Source organism: Burkholderia sp. Bp9004, from assembly GCF_003858025.1.
In the GTDB taxonomy this organism is placed as follows: Bacteria; Pseudomonadota; Gammaproteobacteria; order Burkholderiales; family Burkholderiaceae; genus Burkholderia; species Burkholderia diffusa.
This window is the reverse complement of record NZ_QTQD01000060.1, coordinates 1-17,545: the sequence shown is the minus strand read 5'-3', so window position 1 is coordinate 17,545 and position 17,545 is coordinate 1. Positions and strand designations below refer to the sequence as shown.

General features: G+C 61.0%; 10 protein-coding genes and 2 pseudogenes. 9 read left to right on the top strand and 3 right to left on the bottom strand.

All coding sequences use genetic code 11. The features are described from left to right. The 6 genes and pseudogenes from DIE08_RS34805 to DIE08_RS34775 all read left to right on the top strand — a co-directional run. The coding region (locus DIE08_RS34805; protein ID WP_148096096.1) for an RHS repeat-associated core domain-containing protein at positions 1-1,176 on the top strand (1,176 nt) is incomplete at its 5' end. Further along, entirely contained in the window at positions 1,173-1,568 is a 396-nt protein-coding gene (locus DIE08_RS34800) for a hypothetical protein (RefSeq protein ID WP_124625581.1), read from the top strand. The genes DIE08_RS34805 and DIE08_RS34800, both read left to right, overlap by 4 nt. 10 nt (positions 1,569-1,578) lie before the next feature. Further along, positions 1,579-2,142 (top strand): RHS repeat domain-containing protein, encoded by a 564-nt coding sequence (locus DIE08_RS36625; RefSeq protein ID WP_124906372.1) that lies wholly within the window; start codon positions 1,579-1,581, stop codon positions 2,140-2,142. 195 nt (positions 2,143-2,337) lie between these two features. Further along, positions 2,338-2,598, top strand: a complete 261-nt coding sequence (locus tag DIE08_RS34790) for a hypothetical protein (RefSeq protein ID WP_124906366.1) — start codon at positions 2,338-2,340, stop codon at positions 2,596-2,598. A 62-nt stretch (positions 2,599-2,660) separates the two neighbouring features. Further along, a pseudogene (locus DIE08_RS34785) lies at positions 2,661-3,083 on the top strand (integrase core domain-containing protein); the annotation flags it as partial. A 766-nt stretch (positions 3,084-3,849) separates the two neighbouring features. Next, the gene (locus DIE08_RS34775) at positions 3,850-6,006 is read left to right on the top strand and encodes an ATP-binding protein (RefSeq protein WP_124906364.1); all 2,157 of its coding nucleotides are present in this window, start codon (positions 3,850-3,852) and stop codon (positions 6,004-6,006) included. 2 nt (positions 6,007-6,008) lie between these two features. Here the strand turns inward: DIE08_RS34775 and DIE08_RS34770 are convergent, their stop codons facing one another. Beyond that, positions 6,009-8,432, bottom strand: coding sequence for an ATP-binding protein (locus tag DIE08_RS34770; protein WP_124906362.1), 2,424 nt, complete (start codon positions 8,430-8,432; stop codon positions 6,009-6,011). Positions 8,433-8,781: 349 nt separating this feature from the next. Between DIE08_RS34770 and DIE08_RS34765 the strand changes: the two genes are divergently transcribed. Both DIE08_RS34765 and DIE08_RS34760 read left to right on the top strand, forming a co-directional pair. Continuing rightward, on the top strand, positions 8,782-9,459 hold the full coding sequence (locus DIE08_RS34765; RefSeq protein WP_311768964.1) for a response regulator transcription factor: 678 nt from the start codon (positions 8,782-8,784) through the stop codon (positions 9,457-9,459). Positions 9,460-9,664: 205 nt separating this feature from the next. Further along, positions 9,665-10,551 (top strand): annotated as a pseudogene (locus DIE08_RS34760) (transposase). Positions 10,552-10,728: 177 nt separating this feature from the next. Here DIE08_RS34760 and DIE08_RS34755 read toward each other — a convergent pair. Continuing rightward, positions 10,729-13,074 carry a hybrid sensor histidine kinase/response regulator gene (locus DIE08_RS34755; RefSeq protein ID WP_124906368.1) on the bottom strand — a complete coding sequence of 782 codons (2,346 nt, stop codon included), beginning with the start codon at positions 13,072-13,074 and terminating at the stop codon, positions 10,729-10,731. Continuing rightward, complete coding sequence (locus tag DIE08_RS34750; protein ID WP_124906360.1) at positions 13,067-13,900, bottom strand: response regulator; 834 nt, start codon at positions 13,898-13,900, stop codon at positions 13,067-13,069. The genes DIE08_RS34755 and DIE08_RS34750 overlap by 8 nt, the downstream gene beginning before the upstream one ends. Before the next feature lie 1,468 nt (positions 13,901-15,368). Between DIE08_RS34750 and DIE08_RS34745 the strand changes: the two genes are divergently transcribed. Beyond that, the coding region (locus DIE08_RS34745) for an ESPR-type extended signal peptide-containing protein (protein ID WP_260436630.1) at positions 15,369-17,545 on the top strand (2,177 nt) is incomplete at its 3' end.

Below are 17,545 nucleotides of genomic sequence, written 5' to 3'. Positions count from 1 at the left end.
CAATACGCCGGCACCCACTACCAGTACGATGCGCGCGGCAACCTCACGCAACGCTGGCACAACGGCAAGGAAGGCCGTTTTACGTGGGATCTGTTCGACCGCCTGACCCACTACGAAGACGAGCGCCTGAAGGTCGACTACACCTACGACGCCCTCGGCCGGCGGCTGTCCAAGCACAGCCAGGCGCACTACGAGGAAAGAAGCGAAGCGGGGCCACACTGGAACCGCGCCGAGCGGGTCAAGCGCAACCGCGCGCTGCAATGCGGCTTCACGTTGTATGGCTGGGATGGCGATACGCTGGCGTGGGAGAGCAAGATCGCCGACGAGGACGGCTTCGGTGCACGTACCACGCACTACGTGTACGAGCCGGGCAGCTTTGTGCCGGTGGCGCAGGCGGTGCGCGAGGAAGCCATCGAACTGCTCGACCAGCCCGAGTACGGCGATTACTACCGGCAGGATGAAGACCCGCTATGGTTGCCGCCGCCGCCCGCACCAGCCATCGACAGCCTGGCGTGGTACCAGTGCGACCACCTCGGCACGCCGCAGGAGCTGACTGACGAGCACAGCGAGATTGCGTGGAGCGCGGAGTACCGTGCGTGGGGTGTTGCGCAGGAGGCCATCCGCAAGGCGTCGGGCAAAGCACCGATCGTCAACCCTATCCGCTTCCAGGGGCAGTACAACGACCATGAATCGGGGCTGCACTATAACCGGCACCGGTACTATGATCCGAGTAGCGGACGGTTCGTATCGAAAGACCCGATCGGGCTCGCCGGCGGGATCAACGTCTATCAATACGCGCCAAACCCGATTGAGTGGAGCGACCCGTTAGGGTTATCGAGAACACCGGTAGGCGCTGGAAGAAAGCAAACGTCGTCAAAGGCAAACCAAAACGCCAATTGCCCATGCAGAGGCAAGTGGAAAGTAAATCATTTCGACAGGGTATGTTCGGGCAACGTACCTGGCGTTGGGCATGCTAAGTATGTCCGAGATCCTGGAGCCGGCATGTGGTGGTCTGAAGATCAAACAGGGCATGGGGACAGTGCTTGGAAGGTATACGATAAGAATGGTGTATGGGTGGCAGATGCTGATGTTTATGGCGATTACATGAAAAAACACAAGAGCGATACGGGGAAGAATATTGATTTTAAATCGTTGAAATGCAAGGATTCAAAATGATTCGCTCCGCTGAGGAATTTGTTGCGCTACGGAATAGTGATATCAAAGATGAGTATGATCGTGCTGCGACTGATGAGGCTCCCGTGGCAGTATGGAAAGATGTCATCGATAGATTTCCAGAATATAGGAGATGGGTTGCTCACAATAAGACTGTCCAGCTCGAAATCTTGGCGTTGCTTTGCCAATATGAGGCTGATGTTCGTCGCTTTGTCGCGGTAAAAAGGAAATTGTCTGATGATTTATTTGAACTTCTGTCAAAAGATATCGACGTAGTGGTTCGGCAAGGTATCGCCTCAAATAAAAAGACTCCTATCTCGATAATTAGGAGGCTTGCGCAAGATGAGGATGAGGATGTTTCTAGAATTGCTAAATACAATCTTGAGGGCAGATAGGTGTTAGCCGATAGCATTTACGCAGATTGGCTATTACCAGTGTGATCAGATCGGCTCGCCGAAGGAACTGACGGACGAGCACAGCGAGATTGCGTGGAGCGCGGAGTACCGTGCTTGGGGTGTTGCGCAGGAGGCGATCAGGAAGGCGTCGGGCAAAGCACTGATCGCCAACCCCATCCGCTTCCAGGGGCAGTACGATGACCATGAGACGGGGCTGCATTACAACCGGTATCGGTACTACGATCCGGAGGTGGGAAGGTTCGTTTCAAAGGACCCGATCGAGTATGTCGGTGGATACAACATCTTCCCCTACGCGCCAAACCCGGTCGAGTGGGTCGATCCGTTAGGACTGTCGCGTTGCCCGTCGGCGGCCGGCAGTCTCTCGCAGTTGAAAGGGATAAGCATCGCTAAAGTTGAGAAGGTCATAGCGAATAACGGATTCACGAAGACTAAAGATGACGGGAAAAACGCAACATGGAACCATTTCGATGGTTCTGAGGTGTGCATTCACAGATATGGTAATAAGAATCCAAGTGGATGCAAATCAGGAAATAATGCTCATGTACACAAGTAAAACCCTTTCGGGAAGCAAGGGCAGTTGAATGATCGAGGAATGGTCACACAAGACGGTGACGAAGTGCATATCGGAATTAAAAATCCTTCTGATCTTCCGGCAGTTCGTGGGCGGCCTCATGGAGATGGAAGTTAATTTATGGGCTACGAATATTCGATAAAGTTGAATGGCAGCGGATGTGACACAAGAAGTGTCATGAATTCGTTGCGATGCAGTCATCTCATTTTGTATGAAAAAGAAGGTTGTGTTGCGATCAAGGATCCGAATTCTCGTAATTCATGGTCTTACGATCTAAGAGTGTTTCAGGTGAGTGAAAATGAGCTGCTGCTGGAGGTAACCAATTCGACTCGTGAACTTTATAAGCTGGCGCGATCCGCATTGCCTAAAACGTATTCATTAACAGAAGTAGAAGACGAAGATGAACTTTCTCTTGAAAGAGTGTTCGGTCTGAGGTAAGAGCGAAGGGCCGCTGACATGTTTATTCGGTAACGGTACTGCATTTTTTCTCGGCAGGGGGCCCTCCGCCGCCAGCGTACTTGCTCAACGATCGCGTTGTCCCGTTCTTCGACGGATTCGGCATTCCACTGCTACGCGTGCTGATAGACCGCGGAACCGAATACTGCGGCAACCTCGAGCATCACGAATACGAGCTGTATCTGGCCTTGGAGGACATCGGCCATACCCGAACAAAGGCCAAGTCGCCGCAAACCAACGGGATCGTCGAACGGCTGCACAAGACCATGCTCAACGAGTTCTATCGCATCGTCTTCCGCAAGAAGATCTACGACTCGATCGCCACCTTGCAAGCGGACCTCGATGCGTAGCTCGATCAGTACAACAATGAACGAGAGCATCAGGGGCGCTGGTGTTACGGCAAGACACCGATGCGTACTTTCCTCGATTCGCTCGATCCCGCCAAGGAGAAACTCATCCCCCATTGATGGATCGTTCTTTGTAGGTCCGACTACCTGGCAGATCGAGTCCCGGCTAATACACGTAACGGGTGGACGTGCTTTAAGATTGGCATCAGCCATAATTAACTCCTGACGTGAGTTGGTGGTGGTCAGTGGGCTGTGAGTGTTGGTAGCACTCACGGTCCGCGCTTCGTTTACGCCCTGCTTTCCCTTCCTGTTTTGCCGAACTTGAGCAAGAACGGTATCGAGCATCTGCGAAACAAATTCCTGCTTGGCCTTGGGTAACTGCTCGATGGCGGCGATCTGCTGTTGCAGTCGCGACATTGAGCGGAACACTAACACTCACTTGTGCCCGGGATTTTTAGAGCAGGTCAGAGTTACGCCTTGATTGCCAACGGTCCTTCGTGAAGCCGTGGCGCGGATGACGGCGCCTTTTTTTAGGACAATTCTTATGTTGCGGCGTCACGTTGTACGACAGAATCCCCACCAAACAATGCGCGCAACAACGCGCACGACCGTTGACAAGTTCGCGCGTGATGTACCTTTCAAACCTTCTTCAAGCCTTCTATATGTGGGTGTTGCATTCTCAGGGTCTCCCATACGTAACACCTGAACCGGCAGCAGCGTGGTGATCCGACGTGCATCCTGCAGGATTCTGAAGGCGACACCTGAACGAGAAGCAAATTGTTGGGCTTTGTGCGATGTGTCGCCTGAGTCAAGGTCCCGCCCGCGACGCGGCGGCTCCTCGCGATTCATTCCATCAGCATCGTCATATTTCTAAGCTGCATCGATCATGAAAAACATACGCGCTTCGCGCTGGACCCAATGGTGTTCGCTCTGTCGTGTATTGCTTCCGGTTGTCTGCGTGGTCCTGCTGCCTGGCGCGGTTGCGTCAACGCTTTGGCAGAAACCGATCTTCACCGATGAAGAGCTGCGATGGATCGACGCACACCCGATCGTTCATATAGCAGTCGAGGCCAACTGGAGTCCAATCGAATATGTCCGAAACGGACAGCATGCTGGTCTTGTCGCCGGTTACCTGAACGCGGTTTCGAAAATGACCGGACTCACGTTCGACACGGTGCCTGGGACGGAATGGGGCCGTGCGTACGACGCGCTCGCTACCGGCAAGGTGGATTTGCTGCCGGGTGTGTGGCGAGAGTTGGTATCTGACCGTGTCGGCAGCGACGCACTAGTCAGTACACCTTATCTGGTAGGACGGATGACCGCCGTGACACGTGACAATTCCGCGATGGTTTTCAGTCTGAAGCGGCTCGAAGGCCGGCGCGTCGCGATTAAGGGGCGAGGCGCGATCGAATACTTCACCCGTCATAGCGGTGTCGCGCTCGACGTGCTGACGTTCGACACCGAGGAACTCGCACTTGCCGCGGTGGCCAACGGCGAAGCCGACGCCGCGCTTGGCATCGACTTCACGATCCTGCCAATCGTTCGCCGGCAATTCCCGGGGCAGCTTTACATGTCCGGCATGCTGGCGGATCGCCCCGTGTCGTTGGCCATGCTCACGCGCGCCGATCTGCCGATTCTGGCGTCGATCATCGACAAGTCGCTTGCAGCGATTCCGGTGAGCAAAACCGCTGCGATCACGCAGGACTGGGTTGAACTCGGCGACAACGGCAAGCCGACACTACGCTCAATCCTGCATGATCGCGCGCCGCAGGTGGTCGCGATTGCTGCGACGTTGCTGATATTCGCGTTGTTCGCCTATTTCTACTGGAAATCCCGCGCGGCGGCGATTCGCAGCAAGCTGGACAAGGCGATGGTCCTCGCGTTCGTGAGCCACGAGATCCGCACGCCGATGCAGACTGTTCTGTCGTCGCTCGATTTTCTGCGGCGCTCGCATTTGCCGCCACGACAGGCCGATCGCGCGGATGCTGCCGTGTCCGCGTCAGAAACGCTCTTGGCGCTGCTGGACGACATCCTGGAATACACCCGCCTCGAGTCGAGCAAGGTGACGTTTGCCGCGCAGGCAGTGGAGCTCGAGTCCTGGGCCCGAGAAACCGTCGATATGGTGCGCTGGCGTGCCGAATCCAAGGGAATCTCGATGACGCTAGACAGCGAGATCCCTCCGGCGCTGCATGTCGAGATCGATCCGGTTCGCGTGCGCCAGATCGTGCTGAACCTGTTAGTCAATGCAATCAACTTCACGGATGACGGCACCGTTACGTTGCGTGTTCGCATTTCCGCGACCCGCCGACGGCGAAACAGGACGCTGCTTCTGGAAGTCGGCCACACGGGAGTTGGCATTGCTGCGGATCAATTCAAGCATCTGTTCGATGCGTATTGGCAAGATGATCGTGCTTCACGTTCCGGCGGAGTCGGCAGCGGGCTCGGCCTCGCGATCTGCCGTAAGCTCGTCGAGTTAATGCGTGGAACGATTACGGTCAGCAGTACACCGCGTGTCGAGACCGTCTTCTCGGTCAAGCTGCCGGCTGCAGTCACGGATAACGCGCCGTCGGCACAGTCAACCGCGTGGGCGCCGGTGAGCCCACCAGCATCCGCCGCCCAATCATGCCGGAAAGTACCGTACATCCTGATCGTCGATGATAACGAAGCCGTACGGGACTCGCTGCAGGATCAATGCGAGGCGCTGGGCTGCGTCGGCATCATCGCTGACTCGGGGGAGGCCGCGTTGCAGCAGCTCGCACGCACGCATGTCGACATGGTGCTGCTGGATTGCAATCTCCCAGACGTAGATGGCTGCGCGCTCGTACGCGCGATCCGTCAACGCGAGTCTGCAAGAAAGGGGCGATACGTTCCGATCATCGTCATATCGGCAAATACCGGCGACGCGCACAAGGTGCGTTGCTTCGAGGGCGGCATGGATGGGGTGCTCGGCAAGCCGCTGCGACTCGAAGCGTTGCGGCAGATGATCGCGATGTGGTGCCCCGCGTATGCGGGTGTTGCACCGGATCAGGCGGCAGCCACATAGGCTTATGTGCGCGTGCTGCAGGGCCTGGATTGGCCTGAATCCGGTGTAGCCGTCTCGATGCGATGCTGGCGTAACAAATCATCACGAAGCGGACCGACATTGCCAGGAATCGCGTCGGACACGGCCTCCAGCATGCGCTCGAGCTCGGCTGCCAGATTACTCGTCCCCGCATGCCCGGCAATCGCGGCTGCCCCTTTGATTCTATGCGCCATATAGCGCGCCTTGTCAGCATCGCCGGCCGAGAGCGCGGTGCTCAGAGCCGCCAGATCCGCGTCGATACTTCGACGGTAGATCTCTGAGAATTCCCGACCTGCTATTGGGGTTGGTTCGACAGGCGGCTGGTGCCTGTCACGCTTGCTTGCCGGGCACCAAAGATCGATCATCTGCCGCAACGCTTCGAGCCGCAGCGGCTTGCCGAGCACCCCATCCATTCCGCTGTCGAAGCAGCGCTCACGATGCGCATCTTCCGTCGACGCCGAGATCGCGATAATCGGTGTACGCGCCTGTCCGCGTTGCTGCTCGCTGGCGCGCATGCGCTGTGCGACCGTGTAGCCGTCGAAGTCCGGCAGGTCGCAATCGAGCAGCACCATGTCGTACTGAGTGCGCTCGAACCGATCGAGCGCTTGCGCGCCGTTGCCGGCGATGGCCGAACGGCACGCGAGCGCATCAAGTTGATGCTGGATCGCATGTTGAACCGCTTCGTGATCGTCGACGATGAGGATCATCGGACCTTCGTCTACTCGCTGGGAAGCCGGCGTATCGCTCGCGTCGGGTTCACGTGAAGGCGCCTCCGGCACGACCGCATTCCGACCGGCTACCCATCGGGTACGTTGCGCAGGCAGGATGACGGTGAAGATCGTGCCTTTGTCGGGGCTACTGCTGACGGTAATCACTCCGTTCATGAGCTCAACCAGTTCGCGGCAGATCGACAGGCCCAGGCCGCTGCCGTTCACGCGACGGCTGCCCGGTTCCTCGACGCGCTGATAGGGCTCGAAGATGTGGCTCTGACGCGCGGGCGGGATGCCGATCCCGGTATCGCGGACTTCGATCACAAGTGAACCGGCTGTGTTCGGCTTACCTTCCAGATAGTCGACACGCAGCGAGACTGATCCCTCCGACGTAAACTTGATTGCATTGACGAGCAGATTCAACACGATCTGGCGAGTGCGGACCGGATCGATCAGCAGGGTCAAATCGGCTGGGCAGGCGAGTTCAAGCGCAAGGTTCAGTCCTTTCTCGTCGACCCTCCAGCGCACCATGTCGGCGCTGCGGCGCAACCACGCCTCAATTTGCGTTGGTTCGGGCGCGAGTGTGACGTTGTGCGATTCGAGTCGCGAGTATTCGAGCACGTCATCGAGCAGCGTCAGCAGCGATTCCGAGGCGGCAACGGCTGCATCCGCTCGACCTGCCTGTTTCGGCGTGAGCTGCGACTGCTGCAGCAGCTCGAGCGACGAAAGGATCGTGTGCATCGGCGTGCGGATCTCGTGGCTCACGAACGCGAGGAACATTGCCTTTTCGCGCTCGCTGCGAACTGCAGCGGCGCGTGCGCGCCACGAAAGGAACGCGATTGCTGCTAGCGCGAACACGGTGGCGCCGGCTGCTGTAACCTGCCAGCGTCGGTAGTAAAGGATTGAGCGCAGAGTCGGCTCGCCGTAGTCAGTCGACTCCATCCATTGGCGTGAAATCTCCTCGCCCGTGCGAGCGGGAATCGCAGCCAACGATTTATCGAGAATGGATGCGAGCAGGGGCATGTCGCTGCGGGTTGCCAGGGCCAGCGCATATGGCCGGTCCGGCAGGCCGCCCGCCAGGAACAGCCGACCCAGGAACTGTCGGCGTAGCAGCGGCATGATTGATATGTCCGTGCCGAGGGCGACATCCGCATTTCCGTCGACGACGGCAGTGAGCGCATCCTGTTCGTCGTCATAGGTCAGCAGCGTCACGGGCAGGCCGCTCTGGCGAATCGCATATTCCAACCCGCCGTTGCCCTTGATCGCGATTCGTTTGCCGGCCAGATTGCGGGAATCGACGAACAGGTTCAGGTGTTCCGGCGCAACCACGAACATCGTGCCGACGAAGTACGGTTGGCTGACAGTGACGCCGGCGCGATACATCGACACATCTGCGCTTTTCGATACGTCGGGCACCACATCGATCTTTCCGGAGATCAGGGCGTCATGCGAGTCCGCCCATGACAGGCCGTCGACGTACTCGAAGCGCAATCCGCTCACGCGCGAAATCGCATCGAGGTACGACGGCACGATGCCAACCACTTTCCCGTGGTCGCGAAATTCGAACGGGCGCCAGTGTGGATCGATTGTGGTGCGCACCACCGGATGCGCGGCAATCCACGCCTTCTCTTCGGCTGTGAATTGCGGCGAATTGCTTGCCCATCCGAACGTGGGCGTCAGCCAGACGATTGCGCTCATTAGCACGGCACATCGTTTCAAACTCAGCTTGCTCACGTTGTTCAACCAGATTGTTGGCCGGTCTGACGTGGACGGTCCTCAGACGAGTATCGGACGCCGAGATGGCCGCAGGTAAAACCGAAAAACGAGACCGACATCATAGGTCGCGTGTTGCGGAAACGCAATGCGGCACTGCGATCGCAGGACCTGCACATTGAGTCACCAGGGTTAAAAATTGCCCCAAAAGCCGGTAAGCTAGTCGAAATAATCATGGATGGCATCCCGCGACAATATCGGGGCTAGCCGTTTCGCGCCGTATACAACAACGATAGGGGTAACTATGAGGCCTGGGCACCAGCCGATCCGCGTCGTGATTCTGGACGACCATGCCATCGTCCAACTCGGGATTGCAAATTACTTGACCGAGATGAGCTCCATCAAACTGGTAGCGAGCTTCGGCAAGTCGCGCGACCTGATTCGCTGGCTCGAAGCGAACCGCGCCGATGTGGTGCTACTCGACTACACGCTTGGTCCCGACGAGATCGACGGCCTCGATCTCGTCAAGCTCATCAATACGCGATTCCCCGATTGTCGGATGCTGATGATGTCGAGCAACGACACGTCGGCAACCGTCAACATGACGATGCGCGCAGGTGCGCTCGGTTTTTTCGGCAAGAGCGAGGATCTCGGTGAGCTTGCACGCGCGATCCGCGTCGTGGCAAGTGGTCACTCATTTATCAGCGCCGAACTCTCGAACCGGATCAGGTGGGGCATGCAGACAGATTCGCGTGGGGCCGAACCGAGGGACGCTAGCGGTGACGATAAACCGTCGCCCGATTCTTGTTCGGCGGCGGACTTGCTGCTCAGCCCGCGCGAGCATGAAGTGTTGCGGTGCTTTCTTGCTGGTATGTCCGTGTCGGAGATCGCGTCGAAATTCTTCCGAAGTCTCAAGACGATCAGCGCGCAAAAGCAATCCGCATATCGCAAACTCGGTATCCGCAACGATGCCGAATTGTTCGCGTCCCGCAAGTTGATCGAGAAGCACTGAATCAACTCCGGGATCGCCGTGGTCGAATATCGTTGCACATGCGCGTGGTGGAGGAGTTGGACAGGTGACTGCGCTGCACACCTCAATGCCTCTTCTGGCGACACTATCCGATCGTTTCTATAAATTTTCTTCGGCATGACCTGAGCCGTTTCTCGTAGCCATCAGCAAGTGAGTTCTCTTTTGTCCTAGAGGCAAGGAGAACTCGATGAAGAAGCGATTTACTGACGAGCAGATCATCCGAATCTTGCGCGAGACCGAGAGCCGGGACGAGCCGGTGGAGGATATGTGCAAGCGCCACAACATCTCGGAACAGACGTTCTATCGTTGGCGCAACAAGTTCGGCGGCATGGATGTGGCCGACGCCCGTCGGCTCAAGGATCTGGAATCGGAGAACGAGCGGCTCAAGCGCCCGATTGCCGAGCAATTGCTGGTCATCGGCGGCCTGAAGGAATTCAGCCGAAAAAAATGAGCACCCCAACGGGCCGGCGCGAAGCGCTGGAAGTCCTGACTCGGCGGGGTCTCGCAACGCAAGGCATGTGGTTATCTGGGGTGGAGCCGCCAGGTGGGCACCTATACGCTCAAGCAACCGGAGAAGGATCGGAGCCTCGGCGAGCAATTGATGGCGGCCGCGCAGGAAGTGCCGCGCTTCGGCTACTGGCGCATGTCGGCTTGGCTGGTGCTGGGCGAATCGCGCGTGCGACGAATGTGGCGAGCCTTGCAGCTCAACATTCCGCGGCGGCGGCCTCGTCGTCGTTGTGGCAACGACATTCGCCTGCCCGGTGCGACACAACCGAATTCGGTCTGGAGCTACGACTTCGTGCACCGACCAACTGGTCGATGGGCGAGCGCTGAAGATGCATTGCGTGATCGATGAATATACACGCGAGTGCCTGGCGATCGAAGTCGGTGCCAGCCTGAGGTCGCAGGATGTCATCCTGACGCAGCCGTGCCGATGCAAAGGTGCTCGTCGAACGCCGGCGGCAGTTCTACAACGAGCGACGTCCCCATAGCGCGCATCGCTACCAACCTCCCGCCACGGTCCGTCGAGCCTCGCTGGATTCCGATCATATCGACGCGAGACTCACTGCCTGATTGGTCACAAAATTCCGCCTCAGGTCATGGCGCCGCCGCGTCGAATCCGTGGCGCGAGCTCGACTGACCGGCGATGCCGGGCCAATTCGGGCACGCGCGGTTCGGGCCGATCGTCGGCGGCGTCGAACGGCGGTCGAACGACGGCCCCGCCGGACCCGGAGCGGGCGCATTGCCGCGCTACCGGGTCGGCCCGGCCGTATCCGTTTCGGCGTCGAACGATGCCTCCGCGATACGCGCGCGTTTCAGCGAGCCGGCGAGCTTCTCGATCGCATGCAGATCGAGTGCGTCGAGGTGCTCGCGCGTCGCCTGCGCGAAGGCCGCATGGTCCGGCTCGTCCGCAAACCGGCCGAGCCATTCCTCGATATCGGTGAGCCGGCCCTCGCCGGCGAGCCGGATCAGTTCGTCGAGCGCATCGTCGGACGGGCCGCGCAGGACGGGGGCGGGGGTCTCGGGTCCGGCATCGCTCGCCGGCCGAAACCGCCGGACGAGCCACGACACCGGCACGAGCGCGTGCCCGACGGCCGGCGCGACGACCGGGAACGAGAACGACGTGCCGACGCCGGGCTGGCTGGTAACGGCCAGCTCGGCGCCCATCGCGCCGACGATACGCTGCGCGATGAACAGCCCGAGCCCCGTGCCGCCGTTCACGGCCTGCACCTGCTGGTACGCGCGGAAGATATCGTGCGTCCCGGCGATGTCGATCCCGATCCCCGTATCGGCGACCTCGAACACGAGGCGCCATGCAGCGCCTTCCCGCGACGCGCGAACCGACAGCGTGACCGTGCCGTCGCGCGTGAACTTCGATGCGTTGGACAGCAGGTTGAGCAGCACCTGCTGCAGCCGGATGCCGTCGATCGACAGCTTGCGCGGCAGCGGCGTCAGCGGCCGATAGTCGAACCGGTTGCCCTGTTGCGAACACAGCGCGACCGCATAGTCGCCGATATCGTTCAGCAGGCCGGGCAGGTCGGTCACGTCGGGGGAAATGCCGAGCGGCTGCAGTTCGGCCTTCGTGAACGTGAGCAATTCGTCGATCAGCGCGAGCTGGTAGCGGATGCTGCGGTCGATCGACCGGATCAGCCGCGCCTGGCTGCGCGTCGCGCTTTGCAGCAACAGCTTCGCGTAGCCGTTGATCGTGGACAGTGGCGCGCGCAGGTCGTGACTGACATAGCCGAGCGTCTCGATCTTCTGCTGCATGTGCGTTCTCGCCTGCTGCAGCGCGTCGTTGAGCGCGACCGTGCGTTTCGCCACTTCATCGCGCAGTCGATCCTGTTCGGTGAGTTGCCAGTGCTCGAGCCGCTTGCGCGCGTCGGTGCGCTGGCGGCCCACGTGGTCGATCCATGCGGCCAGCACCAGCAGATGCGTGGCGAGCCCGATGATCGCGATGACGGGGTTCGGATAGAGGTCGGATTTCAGCCAGAACAGCCAGGCCGGCATCGCGTTCATGCCGTCGAGCATCCGGAGCAGGATGTTGAAGGTGGCGAACGTGACGGCGATCAGCATCACGCGGCTCGTCGGCGTGCGGCGGATCACGAGCATCAGCGCGAGGCTGATGTTCACGATCCCCATCGCCGTGTTCAGCCGCAGGCAGAACCACGTGAACGTCAGCAGGTCGCCGAACGCCGCGCCGGCCATGCCGACGCATTCTAGCGCGAGGAACGCAACGTAGACCGCGCGCATCGGCATGCCGGCCTTCTCGCGGTGCGCGACCATCAGGATGAAGACGATGAAGCACGCGACCGACATATACGCGAAGATCACCTCGCCGCGCGCCGACCACACGTAGGCGCCGGGCCACAGATACATCGCGGTATAGCCGCGGTACGTCGCTTCGAACAGCGCCGTGCCCAGGGCCAGCACCGCCAGCACGACGAACATGCCGCTGCGCGAAAAGAAACCGATCAGCAGTGCACACCATACGAGTGCGAGCAGCCCGCCGAAGAAGCCGAAGTTCCACATTGCGGCGTGAAGTTCCTGCGCGTCCCACGCGTCGCGGGTGAACGCGGCCGGTGCGAGCCGCATTTCCTTGCGCGACGTGACGCGGATCAACACGGGCAGTCGTTCGCCCGCGCGCAGCGTCATGTCGAGCACCGGATATCGGGAAGCCGCACGGTTCGCGTTGCCGTTATCCGCCGGGAATCGGGCGGCGAGCGTCCACGCGCCGCCGCGATCGACATAAAAGGCTGCTTGGTCGACGCGTGCGTCGCGAATCGCGAGCACCAGCGCGCGCTCGACGCTGTCGCGATTGGCCAGCGTTGCGCCTACCCACCACGCCGAGCGGGAAAACTCGATGTTGAAAGACGGTTGCGCTGCCGCGGGCGCGCCGCGTGCCGAACCTTCGAGCCGCGCGGCCACCTCGCCGACGGACATCGCCGCGCCCGGATCCTCGACTATCGATACCGCTTCCAGGCGCGCGGAGCGTCCGGACGGCTCCGTCGCGTCGGCGCGGGGCGCCGTGCACGCGGCCACCAGCGCCACCAGGAACGGCAGGACGGCGAGCCAGCCCGACGCGCGGCGCCTATGCATCGCGCTGGTGTTCATGCGACGGCGGCGGCGCGTCGACCGTGGGTCGCTGGCGCCGCCAGTCGGACGGCGTGATGCCGAAGCGTTCGCGAAACGCCGTGGCGAAATTGCCTGGTGTCGAAAAGCCGATCTCCTCGGCGATGTCGCCGATCCCCATCGACGTCTCCGCGAGAAAGTGCTTCGCCGCGCGCAGTCGCGTATCGCGCAGATATTCGAACACGGTCTGGCCAAGGTGATCGCGGAACACGCGAGACAGGCGCTTTTCGTGCGTGCCGACCTGCCGAGCGAGTTCGTCGAGCGCCGGCGGATTGCGCAGTTCGCGCAGCAGGATCTCGCTCGCCGCGCGCACCAGTGCGGCGTCGGGGTGATCGGGCAGTTCGGGCAGGTGCGCAAACGGCTGGCTGCGCCGCGTGCGCTTCAGGTGATTGCGGATTCGGGCGATCACCTCGGCCGGTTCGAACGGTTTCACGATGTAGTCGAGCGCGCCGGTTTCGAGCCCGGCGATCCGATCCTCGAGATCGCCCGCGGCGGTCAGGATGATGACGGGAATGTTCTGCGTCGATGGCGTGGACCCCAGCAGCCGGCATGCGGCGAAACCGTCCATGCGCGGCATCCGCACATCCATCAGGATCAGGTCGGGTGCGATGGCCTGCGCGCGGTGATAGGCCTGCAGGCCGTCGAATGCGACGCTGATCCGGCACCGCGCGGCGCGCAGGATTTCCGTCAGGAGCCGCAGGTCGTTCGGGCGGTCGTCTACGACGAGAATGTGTGCGCCAACGAGATCCGGCGTGGCGCGGGGCGACGCCGAACTGGACGAGCGGGATGACATGGTTGCTAAAGCTTAGGGGTAGGCCGGGGCGGACTCGCTGCATCTGTGTGCGCGATTGTTGCGAAAAATTATATGCCGACAAAGATGCCGGCGGTGGGGATTCCGTCCGCCGCGTGTGGGCATGTTTGACAGCGCGACGGTCTGTCGTGATCGCCGCAGCCAAGGGCGGAAAATCGGATGGAAAAAAATTCCGATTTCGATATTAAATACTGGATTTTATTACCGATTGAATGGCATGAACATCGAATTGGCCCAGTAGATGAATTGGTGCTCTTTCTGTCGAGAAGATGGCCGGAACGGTGGTGGATAGAGTTCATCAATTCATAGTCTCCGTGATTAAGGTTTTATTTGTGGTTGATTAAAAATACTTTCACATATATCCGTTTGGCTGCATCGGATCGTATGAATGTAAATAACGTCCGCTCCAGAAAACAATTTGTCCGCTGCGGAAAAGGTTTGATCCAAGGAAGCCCTGCACACTTGGCAGCACGCGGGTGGAATCGGTTCTTCTGCATGACCCGGTTCTGCGCGAAATTTTCTGCTACTGCCGTTTTTACGGGAATGCTGCATTCAATGTGACATTGAATGCTGGCAATCCCAGTTTTCGGGACGACGGCGGTGCAACGAAGGTCGGCACGAGGGTAATGCGGGGTTCATCGTTCATCGAATGCACCGATATGAAAAATGATCGATGAATCATGAAGCAGATGCGAGTTTGGCACATCAGGCGACAAAAAATCGTCAAAGAAAGTCAGTAAGTTAATTCAGTGCAGGGGTCATCCGGCAGGCATCTTCCATTCTGGAAATCCGGAATGGAAGATGCGCGCCAGGATGGAAAGTGTGGGTGGGTTCGCGTCGATCGCCGGGCGGTTCGATCCTCCAGAGGCGGTTGCGCGAAACCCACTCTCGAATCAGGCGGGCACGAAAAAACATGAACATCAAAAGCATGGCAGATCAAAGCACCGGTTCTCGCGAACCGTTGTCGGCTGTCAGCGGCCGCGGGCCGGCGGCGCATGCATCTGCTCCGGGGGAAACGTGGGGGCATCCTCCCCCCGAATGACACTGCGCGGGCCGCGCGCCGGTTCGGCGCGGCATCCGTCCATCCGGCGTCTGAACGACGCCCTCTCATGAGATTCGAGGTCGCCTGAGGTTCGGCGCGACGGCGTGCGCACGCGTTCTTTCGCGGTGTGGCGCGCCGCGCGCCGCCCCGGTCCGGTGGCCCGGTTTCCATGATTCGATAAACCGCGAGCGTTGTCGTGCCTCGTGTCGTCCGGACACGGGCCGTGTACGGTCGCGTGCTCGCGACGTCTGTCGCGTGTGTCGTGCAGAGCCATCCGGCATTGAAGTTAGAAGTCCGAAGTAGGTTGCGGCGCGTCGCGAGGCGGGTGAAAACGGAGACGGAGACAGTCTTCGCCCGGCCGCGTTCGCTGTTGCGTCATCCAGCACATGTGAACCGAGGGAAAACAAGATGAACAAGTCGTTCAAGTCGATCTGGAACGAAGCACTGGGCGCCTGGGTCGCGGCGTCGGAGCTCGACCGCGCGCGCGGCAAGCGGGTTGCGTCGTCGAGAAGCGCGTGCACGCATGCGGCGGACGCGGGCACCGTCGCGGGCATCGCGACGAAGCCGGCGCTCTCGCCCAGGCGGCTCGTCGTGATGATGGCGGCCGCGTATCTCGGGCTGTTCCAGACCGGTGCGCATGCGCAGTATTCGGCGGGCGGCGGCTCTGCGACCGGCGGTGCCAGTTCGATCGCGATCGGTAACGGCTCGGTCGCGTCGCAGGTGAATTCGACCGCATACGGCAACCTGTCGACGGCGGCGGGCGTGTCGTCCACGGCGATCGGGCCGGGCGCACACGCGATGGGCAGCGGATCGACGGCCATCGGCATCAATGCGCAGGCAACCGGCGTCAACAGCGCGTCGATGGGCGTGCAGGCGATCGGATCCGGCGACTATTCGGTCGCGATCGGCAATCTCTCGAGCGCGACCCAAAGCGGCGGGGTGGCGATCGGCAGCGGCGCGGCCGCGACCGGCGTGTCGGCGGTCGGGCTCGGCAACAATGCGCTGGCGTCCGGCCAGTATGCGGCCGCGCTCGGTCTCGGGGCGAGCGCGGCGGGGGCGCAAAGTGTCTCGCTCGGCTATGCGTCGAATGCAACCAATACGGGCTCGGTTGCGCTCGGCAATCAGTCGACGAGTTCGGGCGCGGCCGGAGTTGCGGTGGGCAGCGGCGCGCTGGCTTCCGGAAATTCAGGTGTGGCGATGGGCGTCAACAGCGGCGCGAAGGGCACCTCGTCGATCGCGATCGGCTGGGGCGGCACCGCCGGCGTGCCCGGTTCGGGCACGCAGTCGCTCGGCACCAGTTCGATCGCAATGGGCTCGAAAACGACGGCCGGCGCCGACAACGCGATTGCGTTCGGCCTGAGCGCCAATGCGTCGGGCCTCAGTTCGGTCGCGATGGGCGTTCAGTCGAGCGCGACGCAGCAGTTCGGCGTGGCGCTGGGCAATCTCGCGCTCGCAACCGGCATATCGGCGACGGCGCTGGGCCCCGGCGCGACGGCATCGGCCGTCAATGCGACGGCGATCGGCATCAACAGTGTCGCGGCGGCGGGTTCCACCCTGGCCCTGGGCGACAGCAATTCGGTTGCCGCCGCGGCGGGTGCGGGCTCGATCGCCGGCGGGAACAACTCGAAGGTGCTGGGCGGTATCGGTGCGGTGGCACTCGGGTTTGGCCAGACCGTGAGCGGCAACGGCGCGGTGGCAATCGGCGATCCGAGCACCGCGATCGGCACCGGCGCGGTCACGATGGGGTCGAACAACACCGCGAACGGCGACGGCGCGGTGGCGATCGGCAATACGAACAATGCGCAGGGCACCGGCTCGATCGCGCTCGGCAATACGTCGACCGCGGCGGCAGCGGGCGCGGTGGCGTTCGGCGCGTCGGCGGTGGCGAACAATACGAACGACGTCGCGCTCGGCTCCGGGTCGGTGACGGCCGCGCCGAATCCCACCTCGACCGGCACCATCGGCGGCGTCACGTATACCTTCAACGGCGTCAATCCGACCAGCGTGGTCAGCGTCGGCGCGGTGGGCAGCGAGCGCCAGATCACCAACGTCGCCGCGGGGCGGATCAGTTCGACGAGCACCGACGCGATCAACGGCTCGCAGCTCGCCGCGACGAACGAGGCGGTGACGTCGCTGTCGACGTCGACGCTGTCCAGCATCACGTCGTTATCGACCGGGGTGTCGTCGCTATCGACGGGGCTGTCGTCGGCGAACAGTTCGATCACGTCGCTGTCCACGTCTACGTCGACGGGGATCAGTTCGCTGTCTACGGGCCTGAGCTCGACCAACAGCTCGGTGACGTCGTTGTCGACGTCCACGTCCACCGGCCTGTCGTCGGCCAATAGCGCGATCACGTCGTTGTCCACGTCGACGTCGACAGGGATCAGCTCGTTGTCTACGGGCCTGAGCTCGACCAACAGCGCCGTGACGTCGTTGTCGACGTCCACCTCTACCGGCCTGTCGTCGGCCAATAGCGCGATCACGTCGCTGTCGACGTCGACGTCGACGGGGATCAGCTCGTTGTCTACGGGCCTGAGCTCGACCAACAGCGCCGTGACGTCGTTGTCGACGTCCACCTCTACCGG